Below are 16,758 nucleotides of genomic sequence, written 5' to 3' on the forward strand. Positions count from 1 at the left end.
GTTAAAGTCTTTATGTTGAAAAAATTACTTTTTTTGATGGTGTTTGTTTTTTATTCCGGGCTTCACGCGCAGGAAAGCAACTCCCTGTACAAAACCAAAAAAGTTCCGGTTTCGAAAGACACTATTCAATTGGAAAAATTCAGCATAAATTCAGGCTTCTTTCAACTTTTAAATTCAAAAAACGAACTGATTGATACTGCTTTTTATAAGATCGATTTTGCTAAGGGAAGTTTAATTTTAAAGGAAAATTTTGTTTCAGATTCCGATACCTTAATTGTAAATTATCTAAACTATCCCGATTTTTTAACCAAAGAATACAGTTTATACAATGACAGTCAGGTGGTGAGCAATGATGTTACCACTGACAAATTGTATAAAATTGAGAACTCCACCAAAAAAGCCATTCCGTTTGACGGATTAAATACCTCCGGAAGCATCACACGCGGTGTTACGGTCGGCAATAATCAGAACACCGTTTTGAATTCGAATTTAGATCTCCAGATTACCGGAAAAATATCCGACAAAGTAAGTTTAAGAGCCTCACTTCAGGACAGCAATATCCCATTGCAGGATGGCGGCTATTCCCAAAAACTGGATCAGTTTGACAATATCTTCATGGAACTTTTCAGCGATGACTGGAACATTCGGGCTGGTGATGTCTTTTTAGAAAACAGGAAAACACAATTTTTAAGCTTCAATAAAAAAGTTCAGGGAATTGCCGCAAGCTTTGATTTTGATACGGAAAAAAGCAAAACCAATATTTTTGCATCGGTTGCCTTTGTGAAAGGGCAATACGCCAAAAGTACTTTTGTAGGACAGGAAGGCAATCAGGGACCTTATAAATTAAAAGGACAAAACGGGGAGTTGTATGTTCTGGTAATTTCGGGTTCAGAACGTGTTTACGTAAATGGTGTTTTACTAAAACGCGGCGAAAACAACGATTATGTGATTGATTACAATGCGGGCGAAATTGTTTTTACGTCGCTTTTTACAATCACGTCAGAGATGCGTATTACCATTGAATACCAGTATTCCGACCGAAATTACAACCGATTAGTGACGTATGCCGGAGCTACACATGAAAATAAAAGCTGGAGTTTCGGAGGTTATATCTATTCTGAAAGTGATTTAAAAAATCAGCCCTTACAGCAAAACCTTTCTACAGCCCAAGTCCGGATTCTTGCTCAGGCCGGAGATGACCAGAACCAGATGACAGCTCCTTCTGCTTATGAAGAGGCTTATGCAGACAATAAAATTTTATACAAAAAAATCATTTTGAACGGTCTTGACGTTTATGAATATTCGAATAATTCAACTGATGTTTTATACAATGTAAAATTTAGTCTTGTCGGAAATAATCTTGGGAATTATGTCATTCAGAATAACAATTCGGTCGAGCGTATCTACGAATATGTTGCTCCCGTAAATGGTATTTTACAGGGAAATTACGAGCCGATTGTAAAACTGACCGCACCGATGAAAATTCAGGTGGCTACGTTTTTAGGAAAATACAATCCGGATGAAAAAACGCTGGTTGATTTTGAAATTGCAGTGAGCAATAACGATAAAAATCTGTTTTCAACTATTGATGATTCGAATAATGAAGGTGTTGCTGTAAAAACGAATGTCAAAAAACGTCTTTTTACCAGAGAATGGACATTGGATGCTTTTGCCAATTATCAGTTTGTACAGGAAGATTTCAGGTCCGTAGAGCGTTTATACAACATAGAATTTAATCGCGACTGGAATTTAAATTCGACCCTTTTAGGAAATCAGAGTTTGCTGGTTACAGGTCTTAATTTTGATCTCTTCTCTAAAAAAGAAACCACTAATATAGGTTTGTTTACCTATCAATTCGAAAAATTAGATTTTACCAAGAGTTATTCCGGGGGACGCCATACGGCCAACGCTTTCTTTAAACTGAATAATTGGACAATTGAAAATCGCGGAAGTTTCCTAAGTTCTGATGCTACAAATTCAAATTCCAAATTCATAAGAAACCTAACCAAAACCAAATATCATTTTGGAAAAAACTGGGTTGGCGGAAGTGTTCAGATCGAAGATAATCAGGAAAAAGACAAAACCAACAATCAGTTTTCGGCGTTGAGCCAGCGGTTTTCAGAATATGGCGTTTTTATGGGACGCGGCGACAGTACAAAAGTTTTTGTAGAACTGGGGTATTTGCAGCGCCGCAATGACAGTTTGCAAAATGGTTTTTTACAGCATGTCAATGATTCGAAAATGTACGTCCTGAAATCGAAATTAATCCAGAACAAAAAAACAGATTTAGCGGTTTATGCGAGTTACCGGACTTTAGCTTTTACGGATACAGCCCGTAAAAGTGAACCTTCTTTAAATTCCAGAATTCTCTATAACGATCGTTTCTTCAATCAGCTGATGCAAATCGGGACAACTTATGAAACCAGTTCCGGAACTATTGCACAACAGGAATTTACGTACGTAGAAGTTCCAACGGGACAGGGAGTTTATACCTGGAATGATTATAACGGCAACGGAATTCAGGAACTGGAAGAGTTTGAAATTGCTCCTTTTCCGGATCAGGCCAAGTTTATACGCATCTTTTTACCGAATCAGATTTACATCAAAACCAATCAGAATAAGTTCTCGCAATCGGTAACCTTAAATCCGCTGCAATGGCAAAACGAGACTGGTTTCAAAAAACTGGTCTCTTATTTTTACAACCAGACTTCGTTTATTATGGACCGAAAGGTAAAAAATGACGGAGGTCATTTCGAACTGAATCCGTTTAATACTTCTGATGAAAATATGCTGGGGCTAAATTCCAGTTTCAGAAACAGCCTTTATTATAACCGTGGAAAACAGAACCATTCAGTAACCTATTCTTATCTGATCAATAAGGGGAAAAATTTGCTTTCGATTGGTTCACAAGAAGTCAGGAACAATTCCCATCAACTGCAATACACGCATCTGTATCAAAAAAGCTGGTTGTTTAACTGGTTTACCAAAACAATCAAAACCACATTAGTTTCTGAAGATTTTACAGAAAAAAATTATGATTTGGAAGGCTATCAGATTGCCCCGAAAATCAGCTATTTGTTTTCAAAAAACACCAGCCTGGATTTCTTTTATGAATTACAAAACAAAAAGAATCAGACCGGAAACTTAGAAACTTTAGCCCAAAACCGAATCGGAACTTCTTTTTCGTATGCCGGTGAAAAAAAAGTAACCATAAGTGGTGAGTTCTCTTTTTATGAAAATAAATTTACGGGGAATGAATTTTCATCTGTTGGATTTCAAATGTTAGAAGGGCTTCAGGCGGGGCAGAATTTAGTCTGGAAACTTCTTTTGCAGAAGAATATAACCCAGTTTTTAGACATCAATTTAAACTATCAGGGCCGCAAAAGCGAAACCGGAAACACCATTCATACCGGAAATATTCAGCTTCGCGCTTATTTTTAATGCTTTCCAGGAAACATTCACATAAATTGATTAATTTTAATTGAAATTCTAACACCTTAACTTATGAAAAAATTAGTATTATTCTGCTTTATGTTAGTGCTGTCCGGTAATTTTTATGCTCAGGAAACCACAAAAACGACTAAGGCAAAAAGTGAGACGGCTGCTAAAAAGAAAAAAGCAGCAGCTGATAAGGAAGTAGCAGACGCCAAAAAAGAAACGGCAAAAGCTAAAAACGCGACCGCAGACCAAGCCTCTGCAGATGCCAAAAAAGAAGCTGCAAAAGCAAAAAAGGCAGCAGACAAAGCTACCGATGCATCAGCAAAAGCAAAAACTGATGCTGCAAAGACCAAAAGCGAAGCTGCAAAAGCCAAAAAAGCTGCCAAAGAGGAAAGCACAAAAGCGGACTTGAAAAAAACAGAAGCTAAAACCGATACCAAAGTTAAGGCAGTCAAGAAAGATGGCACGGCAACGAAAAAAACAGCTGCCAAAACATTGAAGGAAACCAACGAAAAAGCACCAAAAGTTGCTGATAAAGTTACCGGGGAGTACAATGGTAAAAAAGTATACACAGGGCCAAGAGGCGGTAAATATTATATCAACGCAAACGGCAACAAAACGTACATTCAGGATTAAGCATAATTTTACCAGTATAGAAAAAGGAACTATTTAATGGTTCCTTTTTTTGTGCCAAACTGTTTTAAAAGCAAATCAGCTGTTAACATACAAATAACCTTGCCCTCTAAATCCTGATATTATTCGGCTCTTTTAACTGAAAAATAAGGCTCCATTTGAATTATAGAGTTAATAATTTAGTAATACGACTGAAATAACATAAAAAACATATTTCTCTATCTTCGTTTCAAAAAGCGTTAAACCATGAGCATTGAATATTCTGCGAACAAAACTATTTTAGTAGCTCCATTAAACTGGGGTTTAGGACATGCGACAAGATGTATCCCTATCATAAAAGCGCTCCAGGAAAATAAGTACATCCCGATAATAGCTTCTGACGGAGTTGCATTGGCTTTATTGCGTAAAGAATTCCCCTACATAGAGACCTTAGAATTACCTTCTTATCATATAGAATATGCTAAAAACGGTAAAAACTTTAAATGGAAACTGATTAAAAACTTACCCAAAATGATTACGGCCATTTTAGATGAGAAGAAAATGGTGAAGTCCCTGATTAAAAAACACGGAATTGACGGTATCATCTCAGATAACCGACTGGGCGTTTTCAGCAAAAGAATTCCATCTGTATTTATGACGCATCAGCTGAATGTGATGACCGGAAACACCACCTGGTTCACCAGTAAATGCCATCAGCATATTATCAAAAAATATTCCGAATGCTGGGTTCCGGATACTAATGAAGCTGTAAATCTGACCGGTGATCTCGGACACCTTAAGACAGACGAATTAAATTTAAAATACATAGGACCATTAAGCAGAATGCGCCAAAAAGATACGCCTAAAGTATACGACCTGATGGTCATTCTTTCGGGACCTGAACCTCAGCGTACCTATTTGGATGAGAAATTACAGGAAGAAGTGAAACGCTTTGAAGGCAAAGTGGTTTTTGTAAAGGGTGTTGTAGAGAAAACCCAGACAAAAGAAGAAATCGGAAACGTGACCTATTATAATTTCATGAACTCCAAACAACTGGAGCAGACTTTTAACGAAAGTGAATTGGTGCTGTGCCGTTCCGGATATACGACTGTTATGGATTTGGCAAAATTAGGCAAAAAAGCTTTTTTCATTCCTACTCCCGGGCAATACGAGCAGGAATACCTGGCGATAAAACTTCAGGATGAAAACTTAGTGCCTTATGCAACGCAAAACGACTTTACAATTGAAGATCTGTCAAGAGTAAAATCGTTTAAGGGTTTTGTTCAATTTAAAAATAGCATCGACTGGGATTCGTTGTTTTCTATATTTGAAGATAAAGTCTAGAAGTTAAACTGTGCCTGCAATCTCAGTAAGTTCCCTTGCTGCCTGTTAACCGGAAGGGCGCTGTCTACAAAGCTTCTGTCGGAAATCACATATTCTGCTGTAAGTTCAAAAGCTTTTAGCGGCTGCCATTCTACTCCAAATTCGTAATCTCTAACGACGTAACTTCTGGCATCTTTTTCGTATTTTTTTCCTCCGTCATAATACTGGAATTTCGCAAAAGGATACAAACGTTGTTTTTTCAGGTCCCACTTGTAATTCAGTAAAACATATCCTCCATCCAAATCTGTTACATCAACCGTTTTTGTTACTGCATTATAACGTGGTCCGGTTCCTATATTATATTCGGTTTGAATTCCGAAGGGTTTTGGATATAAAACAAAGGTAGCTCCTACCCGCTGATCTTTTATGTATTGCGGATCATTAACGGTAACTCCTGAAGAAATTTCTCCCGTGAATGCCCATTTTCCCGTATAGGCCTGAATTCCAGGTTCAATAATCTGATTACCAATTACAAATGGATAGGTAACTCTTGCTACAACATTAAGATCCCTGTTTCCGTCTATTTTATTTGCAATCTGTCCATTATAAACTCCTAAGGCAAATACACCAAAATCGCCTGAACCCTTGTAACCGTCTTTTACGAGCATTTCAAAACGCTTTCTGATTTCGGCTGGTGCCCAGTAAAAGAACATTCCTAAATCACGTTCATTTGCTATTGAACTGTTTATACCATCGGCACGGTCTAAAGTCAGACGCTGCGAACTTGACTGCATGTTTTCGAAACCGTAAGGAATTTTACTTTGTCCAACACGAAGACGGTATTCTTTTTTCTTATCAAAAGAAAGATCAAAATACAAATCCCTGATCTGAACAAAATTCTGAATTCCCGTGCTTGGTGAACTTGCAAAATCGGGCTGAAAATAGAAGAATACATTGGGATGAACCTGTCCTGAAAACACCAATCGGGCACGTCTGATAAAAAGACCATTATTTGCTTTAGCCTGGGGATCTGTAGAAGTTGTTCCCCATGATTTATCACACTGATCGCACGAAACTTTATCATTTGTAGAAAACAAACCATTGTATCGTATTTGGGCATAACCGCGCAATGAGATTCTGTCGTACCAATGTTCGTCATTACTGACTCCGGATTTTGTATCGGGAAGTTTTGATTTGTTGATAGAATCGAGAAGACGAATTACTTCTTTTTTTACGTCTTCCTTTTTTAAATCCTGTGCATTTGCCACCGAAGTAATTAGCAATAAAACTGCAATTATTTTTCTTTTTATCATTTTTTATCTAATGCACTAAAATTCAATGTGCAAAGATGTATCATCAATGTTAAGAAATCATTAACAGTATGTTACCATAATAAGAAGATTTGTTTCTAAATAGTTACGTAATTATGACGAAATATTCTAAAGTCAGGCCAGATGGCTCTATTCAAAATAAACGTTACAATAATTTAACTTCCGGTTTTTGTGCTTTATGTGCTTTTTCAAGTGTGAATGAAAACTCAGAACCAATTCCGAACTCACTTTCTACATATACTTTCTCTTTATGCGCTTCGATAATATGCTTTACGATTGCCAGTCCAAGTCCGGAACCGCCTTCAGAACGGGTTCCGCTTTTATCGACTCTGTAAAACCGTTCAAAAAGCCTTGGGATATTTTGTTTTTCAACTCCTTCTCCGTTATCACTGATACGAATCAACACTTTTTTCTTTGTTAAGTTGACTACGCCCACTTCTGTTAAACCACCGTCTTTACCATATTTGATAGAGTTTACAATCAGGTTTTCAAGAACCTGCTGTATTCTGTCCTGGTCTCCCCGAACGATAAGTGATTTAATATTTTTGCTTTCAAAAGCCAGCTTGATTTTCTTTTTATCCGCTTTCATTTCTAATAGATCGAAAACATTTTCAATTAGTTCTACAATATCAAAATCCGTCATCAGCAAGTCCAGATCACCCGATTCGAGTTTGGTAATCATATCGAGATCTTCCACAATATAGATCAGGCGTTCTACTCCTTTTTCGGCACGTTTCAGGTATTTCTTACGGATGTTTTTATCGTCCATCGCGCCATCAAGCAATGTTGAAACATAGCCCTGAACCGTAAACAAAGGTGTTTTCAGTTCGTGCGAAACATTTCCAAGAAACTCTCTTCGGTACTGCTCCCTGATTTCGAGCATTTCAATTTCCAGTTTTTTATCGGTGGCAAACTTTTTCACTTCACGGGAAAGCGTTTCCATGTCAGTGGTTATGGGCTGATTGATAAGGGTAGTTGATTCTAATAAGGAAACCTCATCGTATATTTTTTTAACTCTCCTGTATATAAAGCGCTCTACACGATATTGTAAAACCAAAAAGGAGAAAATATAAACGGATATAATAAAAATTAAGGCAAATGCAATCTGATGTTTTAATTGGTTCTTATAAAATAAAGACATCAGTATCATTACAAATCCGGTTGTAAAAAGACTTATGTATAATGCCGACTTTACAGCAAATTTGTATGTTTTTTTAAAATTAATTTTCATTGATATTGTTTAATCATTTAGAGACTTTAGAAAAATTGAGCTTAACTCAAAAACCATATAAGAAACTGAAGATCATAAATGTAATGAACTTCAGTTTCTTATATGGTTTAAATTTATGGAATATTTTAAAACAATTTGAATTCGTTTAAATCTTAACTAAAATCCCAAATTACACCACGAGCCTTAGCATCTTAGTATCTCAGCACCTTAGTTTCTTAAAAAATTAAACTTCAAATTTATAACCAACTCCTTTTATGGTTTTAAAAAGATCTTCTCCAATCTTTTCGCGTAATTTTCTGATATGTACATCGATTGTTCTTCCGCCAACTACTACTTCGTTACCCCAGACTTTATCCAAGATTTCATCTCTTTTAAAAACTTTCCCTGGTTTTGAAGCTAACAGGTAAAACAATTCGAATTCTTTTCTTGGTAAAGCAATCTCTACATTCCCCTTGATGATTTTATATTCTTCACGGTTAATCTCGATTCCGCCAACATTTAAGGTATCACTGACAACCTCTTGTTCTTTTAACCTTCTTAACAAAGCCTTTACTTTGCTTACCAATAATTTTGGTTTTATGGGTTTGGTGATGTAATCATCTGCACCTGCATCAAAACCAGCAACTTGGGAGTAATCTTCGCTTCTTGCTGTTAAAAATGTTATGATTACATTATTTAATTCTGGTATTTTTCTGATGTGTTCACAAGCTTCCATTCCGTCCATTTCAGCCATCATCACATCCATAATAATTAAATCCGGTAATTCTTTCTGAGCTTTTGCGATAGCATCTTTTCCATTTGAGGCCGTTACAATCTGGTAGCCTTCCTGAGCAAGGTTATAGCCAACGATTTCAAGGATATCCGGTTCATCATCAACTAATAAGATCTTGGTTTGTGTTTTTTTCATAAAGTAGCAAAAATTGAGTTTTCTCATCAGATTTTATTCCTGAAAATCTGATGGTTTTTAATTGCGATGGTAAATATAATAATAAATCAACAGTCAAAAATCCCTGTTAACGGTAATTTAATCTGGTAACAATTTGATAATCTACAGCACACAAAAACATAACAAGTGCGTAACATGAACTTTACAGGGCGGTTCTTTCTTTGCAAAAAAATAAATTAAACACAACTCAAATGAAATTCAATCTTAAATTTCTATTAATCACATTATTTATCTGCACGATTTCGGTCGCTCAGAACAAAGGTACGATTTCTGGTGTATTAACCGACAAGGAATCTAACAATCAGGCATTACCATTTGCAAATGTTTTAATAAAAGGAACTAACATTAGCGCAAACACAGACATTGACGGTAAATATACCTTAAATGTAAATCCGGGAAGTTACACTATAATTTTCAGCTTTGTAGGTTATGAATCAGTTGAAAAACCGGTAACCGTTAAAGCAAATGAAACTGTCACTGTAGATCAGATACTTTCTTCAGGAGGCTATACTCTTAAAGACGTTGTTGTAAAATCAACAGCTAACAGAGAAAAAGAAACAGCGTTATTACTAGATCAAAAAAATGCTGTTGTTATTAAACAAAGTATTGGCGCACAGGAAATGTCAAGAAAAGGCGTTAATGATGTTGAAGAAGGTTTAACAAAAATTACCGGAATCACAAAAGTTGGAAACAGAGGTTTATTTGTTCGTGGTCTTGAAGATCGTTATAACAACTTATTAATTAATGATCTTGCGGCTCCATCAAACAATCCGTTTTCTAAAATCGTTCCTCTTGATTTGTTCCCAACAAATATTGTAGGCGTTATTGATGTTTATAAAACATTCAACCCAAATGTATATGGCGATTTTGCTGGTGGAACATTTAATATTCAAACTTCAAAACCAACAAAAAGTGTCACTAAAATAAGTGTTGGTGCGGGTTACACAACCGGAAACAGCTTTAAAGATTTTTTATTATCAACTGACGCCGATACAGCAGCTGGTTTTTTCGGATTTAATGGCAAAGACAGAGAATTACCAGGTTTTCTTGGAAATCAAGCCACGAAACAAACTTTCACAACAGATCAGGCATTAAATTCAATAAGTGGCAATAAAGGTTTTAATGTCAGTCAAACAAAAGCCCCTTTAAATTCAAGTTTAAACTTATTGCATGCTGAAAAATTTAATTTAAGCAACGATAGAACTTTTTCTTACTTATTATCTATTAACTATGATAACAATTATGCTATTAGAGAAGGTGTTGAAAGAACTATGACTATAAATACACCCTCAGAGTACGCTAATGATTTTATGACTACAGAGTACCGTTTTAAAACTACAACGTCTTCATTATTAGGATTAAACTATAATACAAACAGATTTAAATTAAATTTTAATACGTTATATATTAAAACTACTTTAAACTCTATAAAAGATCAATTTGGACAATCTGAAAGCACTCCTGCTATTCAAAACACTCTTATCCGTACGAATCAATTAGAGAATAGCGATTATTTAAACTTACAATTACTAGGAGAATATGCTTTGACAGAAGACAAAAATCAAAACATAAAGGCTGGCGTTTCTTATGCGAATACAAAGTATGAGCAACCAGATAGAAAAGTTCTTTTTGGTACTTTAAGTAATGGCGTAATTAACACTGCATACAACAATATCCTGCGCCAGTACTTAACTGTAGATGGAAATTCATTTATTTCCGCCATGGCAGAATACAGCCTGAAATTTGGAAAAGGCACTGACAAACAAAATAAATTAACGGTTGGTTATAACGGCTATACATCGAAAATGGAATCATCTTACCGATTCGTTTCTCTGCATGGTTCTAGTTTTGCCTATAGCCTAAATGATATTAACGATAAAATTGAAAGTGATCTTTTAACTGACTCTTCTGTTTATTTTGCAGAAAACTCAAATTCAACTTACAAGGTAAAACTTGACGAAAGTGCCAATGCAGGTTACGCTAATTTACTTTTGAAATTTGCCGACAAATACGAAGTGAATGCAGGTGTTCGAGTTGAAAGTACTTTAAAAGAAACTCACTATAAAGGATTAGGAAGTTTTGACGATCCGTTTAAAACACTTAAATACGATAATTTGTATGTTTTACCATCTTTGAATGTAAAATATCTTATGAACGAAAAATCAAACCTTCGTTTTGCAGCAAGCAAAACATACACAAAACCGGTAATAATGGAGTCGTTTCCTATCACCTACCAAAATGCTGATGGAACTTCAATACAAGGAAATTCTATATTAAAAAATAGTGATAACTACAATGTTGATTTAAAATACGAATTATTTCCTAGTACAAAAGAAATGTTTGCTGTAGGTGTATTTGGAAAATACATTGATAACCCAATCGAAAGAACATTTGTTACTAACGCTACATCCGGAACTATTACAACATTCTTAAATTCTGACAGCGCTAATTTATATGGAGCAGAATTTGAATTTCTTTTAGGATTAGAAAGAATCAGCGAAAGTTTGTCTGCATTTTCATTTGGTTTGAACACAACTTTGATGTCTACAAAAGTAAATGTAAGCCCTACATATGACTCAGTTGATGAGGACGGAAATCCTTCTACGGGATTGGCGACACTTGAAACACACAAAGGAACGAGAGCATTGCAAGGAGCATCAAACTGGCTGGTAAATTCTGATTTGAAATATGAATTCAATTTAGCAAAAGAATGGAGCAATACTGTTTCATTAGTTTACGGTGTATTCGGAAAAAGAATTTTCGCAGTAGGAACAAACGGTCAGGATCATACTTATGAATTGCCTGTCTCGCAATTAGACCTTGTTTGGGGCAGCAAAATTTCAGAACATTTTGATGTTAAATTCACTGCAGACAACTTATTAAACCCTGTAAGAAAATTTGAATTCGGAGATAAAGGAACATTACCATTTGCTGAAGAATCACACTTATCTAACAGCTACAAAAAAGGCGTTGGGTTCTCTTTAAAATTAGGATATACTTTTTAACATCCGTAAAACACACACTAAAAGCTCCAGAGATTCTGGAGCTTTTTTTATTCATAGCGATAAAAACACGCTTAACATTCTCTTGACATTATAGTTGTCTTTTGGTAACCGTAAAGTAATATTCAGATAACACCTTAAAAAGATTAACGTTCTAATTTTGACAAAAATAAAAACACATAATAACACAACTATGAAAACTAAATTTTTTGCTTTAGCACTTGCTACAGGTTTATTTTTTAATTCTTGCTCAAGTAGTGATGATCCAACTCCGGTTACTCCACCAGCAACAGGTGAGATTACAGGTACAATTACTGCAAACAAAACTTTTGCTTACGGTAACTACACTCTAAAAGGAATTGTAAAAATTAATGACGGTGTTACTGTAACTTTTGATGCAGGATCAACAATTACTATTGATAAAGCTACTGGAGACAACGCATTGGTTGTTTTAAAAGGTGGAAAATTAATCACTAACGGTACTGCTGACAAACCAGTTGTATTTACTGAAAAATCTAAAGTTCCAGGATCTTGGGGTGGAATTATCGTATACGGAAATGCTCCTGCATTAATTGCTGGCGGATTAACTACCGGTACTTCTGAAGATGGTAACAAAATTACTTACGGTGGAACAAATCCTACTGACAACAGTGGTTCATTAGTATACACAAGAGTAGAATATGCTGGATCTAAATTAGCGGATGGTAATAAAGAAAACAATGGTTTTACTTTTTACTCAGTAGGTTCCGGAACAAAACTAGATCACTTGGTATCTTACAAAGGTGCTGATGACGGATATGAGTTCTTCGGTGGAACTGTAAGTTTAACAAATGCTATTTCTTACGGAAACACAGATGATTCATTTGACTGGCAAGATGGATGGCAAGGTACTGCTAATACAAACTGGTATGCTTACCAAACTGGTAAAGGTAACTACGGAATGGAAATCGAAGCTTCTGCAAATGATAACGCTTTTGGACCAAAAGTTTCTAACATTACTTTAAAAAGAGCTGCTACAAACGTTCCTGAAGGTAATGACAACCAAGTTGATGCAATCCAGTTCAAAAGAGAAGGTAACGGAGAATACAGCAACATCATCATTGATGGTTATGGTAACTTTACATTTAATGGAACTACTTACTATGGAAGTGCAGTTAGTATCTTAGATGCTGCTACTAACACACATCAGGTAAATACTGGAAAAATTAAACTTTTGAATGTTAAAATTTCTAATACTACAAATGTAACACCAATTGCAGGCGTTCCTGGTTTTACAGTAACTTTCCCAGCTGGAAATTTCACTACTAGCGCTACTGCTACTGGAGCTTCTTTAACTGCTGGTGCATGGGCTACAGTTGACGGTGTAGATTTGACAAAATAATTAAAAACATAGTAAATGTTAAAAACATCCTAAAATTTTAGGATGTTTTTTTTTGGCGTCATTTTTGCAATTTTTTTTGTATATTTACGTATCTAAAAATATGCGATGGCGAAAAACTACTTTTATATTATAATCTTACTGGCTTTTTTCTTTACCGTAAGTGCTTCTGCACAAGACAGTAAACAAACGTCAAAACCTCAGGATGGAAATACTATAGAGGGACTAAGCCTGTATCCTAACCCGGTCTTAAATGGAAAAGTATACATCTCCTCTAAGAACGATTTAGAAAAGGAAATTATTGTCTTTGATCTTTTGGGAAAAAAAGTGATTCAGACCCATCTGGCTTCAAAAGAATTAAATGTCGCAGATTTAGCTCCCGGCGTTTACATTATAAAAATCAGCGAAGAAAATGCTACCGCAACGCGAAAACTGATTATCCGATAGTACTACAAAAAAAGGCTCCAATGAATATTGGAGCCTTTTTTTGTAGTTTTCAGTTTTCAGTCGCAGTTTTCAGTGAAATGCGGATCAGGACTGAAAACTGAGACTGAAAACTCCAAACTTTTTACAATTATCCCTACCTTTGTACAAAAAAAGTTTTGATTACAGCCAACGATATATTTACCCTTTCAGGTCAGAAACAATTTGAAAAAACAGCACTGAAGGTGTTTCGTTTTCAGCATGAGAACAATAAAGTATATCGTGAATTTTGTGATTTCTTAAAAGTAAATCCACAACAGGTAAAATCAATACAGCAAATTCCTTTTCTGCCCATTCAGTTTTTTAAAAGTCATAATGTGGTTTCCAATACAAATCCTGCCCAGGTCACTTTTACCAGCAGCGGAACTACAGGCATGATCACCAGTAAACATTTGGTAACTGATGTCTCTTTATACGAAGAAAGCTATCGAAAGGGGTTCTCTGAATTTTACGGCAACATTGAAGATTACGTTGTTTTAGCGCTTTTGCCGTCTTATCTCGAGCGCGAAGGCTCTTCGTTAATCTACATGGTTGAAGACCTGATAAAACTATCCAATCAGCCTGAAAGCGGGTTTTATTTGCACAACCACGAAGAACTTATTCAAAAGCTTATTGAATTGGATCAGGCAGGCCAAAATACAATACTGATTGGTGTTACTTACGCTTTATTAGATCTAATCGAAAAACATCAGTTTCAGCTTCAGCATACCATTATTATGGAAACCGGAGGAATGAAAGGCAAACGTAAAGAAATGATTCGGGAAGAACTTCACGAACAGCTTTGCAAAGGTTTTGGTGTTCATGCCATTCACTCCGAATACGGAATGACAGAGCTTTTAGGACAGGCGTATTCTTTAGGAGAAGGTGTTTTTGAATGCCCTTCCTGGATGACGATCCTGGTCCGGGATCCGGAAGATGCCCTGACTTATGTAAAAGATGGAAAAACAGGCGGAATCAACGTTATTGATTTAGCCAATATCAATTCGTGTTCTTTTATCGCTACACAGGATTTAGGTAAAAAAAATCCCAACAATTCTTTCGAAGTATTGGGACGTTTTGATAATTCTGATATTCGAGGGTGCAATTTGATGGTTTTATAAAAGTTAATCGTTGATTTGTTTCATTGGTTAACCTAAAAACATCCAAAAAAAGAATTGATTTTAATTTTCATCACTCACAATACCAATATATTCTATTTCATCTTTGTTTAATAATTCTTTTTCCTTTCTGGCTTTATGCTCCAGAAACCTATAACACCCATAACATCCCGAAGCTCCGGATAAAAGATAAAACAAATTCCATTCAGCGCTTCCAAAATCCGGATCGGATATTTCAGCAAAACCTTTAGCCAGCAACATTAAAGCAACCACAATACACACTGATACTACCACGGCTGCATAATATGCTCCTAAACCCAAAAAGAAATACTTCCATTTACTTTTACGGTATTCGAGAGCCAAATTGCTGAATGCTTTCCAAATCCAATACATACAAAAAATTCCCAGCATCTGTTTTTAGTTTAGGCAAAAAAAATCTAATTGTTGATTTGTTTAATCGTTAATTTCGAATAACCGATTAAACAAATCAACAATTAACCAACTATACAATTCTTAACACAAAATAGTTTTTCTTCCCACTTTGCAGCAGTACAAACTGATTGTTGATTAAGTCATTTGCCGTCAACACAAAATCTTCTTTGATTTTTTCTCTGTTTACCGAAATTGAATTTGCTGTTAACGCACGTCTTGCTTCTCCGTTGGATTTAAAGAAACCCGTTTTTTCGTTTAAAACCGTGATGATATCCAATCCGTTTTCTAAATCTGCTTTTGCAATTTCAGCTTGTGGAACTCCGTCAAAAACTTCTAAAAAAGTCGCTTCGTCCAATTGTTTTAAATCATCCGCAGTTGAATTTCCAAACAGGATATTTGATGCCTGAATCGCTTTTTCCAACTCTTCTTTGCTATGAACGAAGATTGTAATTTCTTCTGCTAATTTCTTTTGCAATACTCTTAAATGAGGAGCGACTTTATGCTCTTCAATCAAACTATCGATTTCTTCTTTATCAAGGAAAGTAAAAATCTTGATGTATTTTTCAGCATCGACATCTGTAGCATTTACCCAAAACTGGTAAAATTTATATACCGAAGTTTTATCAGCATCCAACCAAACATTTCCACCTTCAGATTTCCCAAATTTAGATCCGTCCGCTTTTGTAATCAAAGGAGTAGTCAATGCAAAAGCTTTTGAGTTTTCCCCTCCCATTCTGCGAACTAATTCTGTACCCGTAGTGATATTTCCCCATTGATCAGAACCTCCCATTTGCAAAACACAATTATTGTTTTTATATAGATGATAAAAATCGTATCCCTGAATTAACTGATAGGTAAACTCCGTAAAGGACATTCCCTCTCCTTCTCCGCTCAGTCTCTTTTTTACAGAATCTTTCGCCATCATGTAATTCACGGTAATACGTTTTCCAACTTCACGCGCAAAATCAATAAACGAAAATTCTTTCATCCAATCGTAGTTATTCACCATTACCGGAGCATTTTTATCGGTCGAATTAAAGTCCAGAAAACGAGATAAAACACTTTTAATTCCGGCCACATTTTTAGCCAGGGTTTCTTCGTTTAATAAATTTCTTTCATCTGATTTTCCAGAAGGATCACCAATCATTCCGGTTGCACCTCCGACCAAAGCGATCGGCTGATGGCCAAAATTCTTTAAGTGAACCAGTAAAATAATCTGAACCATGCTTCCAATATGAAGTGAATCTGCTGTTGGATCAAAACCAATATACGCTGTTGTTACTTCTTTCAGTAATTGTTCTTCCGTTCCAGGCATACTGTCGTGATATAACCCGCGCCATTTTAATTCTTCAACTAGATTTTTCATTTTTTAAAATAATTTGTGCAAATATAATTAATTCCACAGTAGTGGTATCATATAAATTTTTTATGTCTTCAAGATTTTGCAGTACAGCTCAATTTGAGCAATGAGCGGGGAATTCACTG

12 protein-coding genes are annotated in these 16,758 nt (G+C 35.6%); 7 read left to right on the plus strand and 5 right to left on the minus strand.

What is annotated here, in order from left to right; all coding sequences use genetic code 11:
* Positions 1–12: 12 nt before the first annotated feature.
* The 3 genes from GJU43_RS14570 to GJU43_RS14580 all read left to right on the plus strand — a co-directional run bounded on the left by GJU43_RS14570 (position 13) and on the right by GJU43_RS14580 (position 5,394).
* Complete coding sequence (locus tag GJU43_RS14570) at positions 13–3,441, plus strand: hypothetical protein (protein ID WP_154341491.1); 3,429 nt, start codon at positions 13–15, stop codon at positions 3,439–3,441.
* Positions 3,442–3,504: 63 nt separating this feature from the next.
* Positions 3,505–4,074 carry a hypothetical protein gene (locus tag GJU43_RS14575; RefSeq protein ID WP_154341492.1) on the plus strand — a complete coding sequence of 190 codons (570 nt, stop codon included), beginning with the start codon at positions 3,505–3,507 and terminating at the stop codon, positions 4,072–4,074.
* Between the two features lie 243 nt (positions 4,075–4,317).
* Entirely contained in the window at positions 4,318–5,394 is a 1,077-nt protein-coding gene (locus GJU43_RS14580) for a glycosyltransferase (protein WP_154341493.1), read from the plus strand.
* Here the strand turns inward: GJU43_RS14580 and GJU43_RS14585 are convergent.
* From GJU43_RS14585 to GJU43_RS14595, 3 genes are all read right to left on the minus strand, one after another.
* Entirely contained in the window at positions 5,391–6,686 is a 1,296-nt protein-coding gene (locus GJU43_RS14585; RefSeq protein WP_154341494.1) for a porin, read from the minus strand. The two genes, GJU43_RS14580 and GJU43_RS14585, sit on opposite strands and share 4 nt — an antisense overlap.
* Before the next feature lie 163 nt (positions 6,687–6,849).
* The gene (locus tag GJU43_RS14590; protein WP_154341495.1) at positions 6,850–7,935 is read right to left on the minus strand and encodes a cell wall metabolism sensor histidine kinase WalK; all 1,086 of its coding nucleotides are present in this window, start codon (positions 7,933–7,935) and stop codon (positions 6,850–6,852) included.
* Between the two features lie 223 nt (positions 7,936–8,158).
* Entirely contained in the window at positions 8,159–8,842 is a 684-nt protein-coding gene (locus tag GJU43_RS14595; protein WP_026983516.1) for a response regulator transcription factor, read from the minus strand.
* Positions 8,843–9,072: 230 nt separating this feature from the next.
* Between GJU43_RS14595 and GJU43_RS14600 the strand changes: the two genes are divergently transcribed.
* The 4 genes from GJU43_RS14600 to GJU43_RS14615 all read left to right on the plus strand — a co-directional run bounded on the left by GJU43_RS14600 (position 9,073) and on the right by GJU43_RS14615 (position 14,844).
* On the plus strand, positions 9,073–11,886 hold the full coding sequence (locus GJU43_RS14600) for a TonB-dependent receptor (protein ID WP_154341496.1): 2,814 nt from the start codon (positions 9,073–9,075) through the stop codon (positions 11,884–11,886).
* A gap of 190 nt (positions 11,887–12,076) precedes the next feature.
* A complete protein-coding gene (locus tag GJU43_RS14605) occupies positions 12,077–13,264 on the plus strand; it encodes a hypothetical protein (protein ID WP_154341497.1) in 1,188 nt (395 codons plus the stop codon).
* 105 nt (positions 13,265–13,369) lie between these two features.
* Complete coding sequence (locus GJU43_RS14610) at positions 13,370–13,708, plus strand: T9SS type A sorting domain-containing protein (protein WP_154341498.1); 339 nt, start codon at positions 13,370–13,372, stop codon at positions 13,706–13,708.
* A gap of 155 nt (positions 13,709–13,863) precedes the next feature.
* Positions 13,864–14,844 (plus strand): acyl transferase, encoded by a 981-nt coding sequence (locus GJU43_RS14615; RefSeq protein ID WP_154341499.1) that lies wholly within the window; start codon positions 13,864–13,866, stop codon positions 14,842–14,844.
* A gap of 60 nt (positions 14,845–14,904) precedes the next feature.
* Here the strand turns inward: GJU43_RS14615 and GJU43_RS14620 are convergent, their stop codons facing one another.
* Together GJU43_RS14620 and tyrS are read right to left on the minus strand one after the other, a co-directional pair.
* Positions 14,905–15,252, minus strand: a complete 348-nt coding sequence (locus GJU43_RS14620; protein WP_154341500.1) for a hypothetical protein — start codon at positions 15,250–15,252, stop codon at positions 14,905–14,907.
* 91 nt (positions 15,253–15,343) lie between these two features.
* On the minus strand, positions 15,344–16,639 hold the full coding sequence (gene tyrS, locus GJU43_RS14625; protein WP_154341501.1) for a tyrosine--tRNA ligase: 1,296 nt from the start codon (positions 16,637–16,639) through the stop codon (positions 15,344–15,346).
* Between the last annotated feature and the right edge of the window lie 119 nt (positions 16,640–16,758).

The sequence above is a fragment of the Flavobacterium sp. LC2016-23 genome (genome assembly GCF_009674775.1).
Lineage (GTDB): Bacteria > Bacteroidota > Bacteroidia > Flavobacteriales > Flavobacteriaceae > Flavobacterium.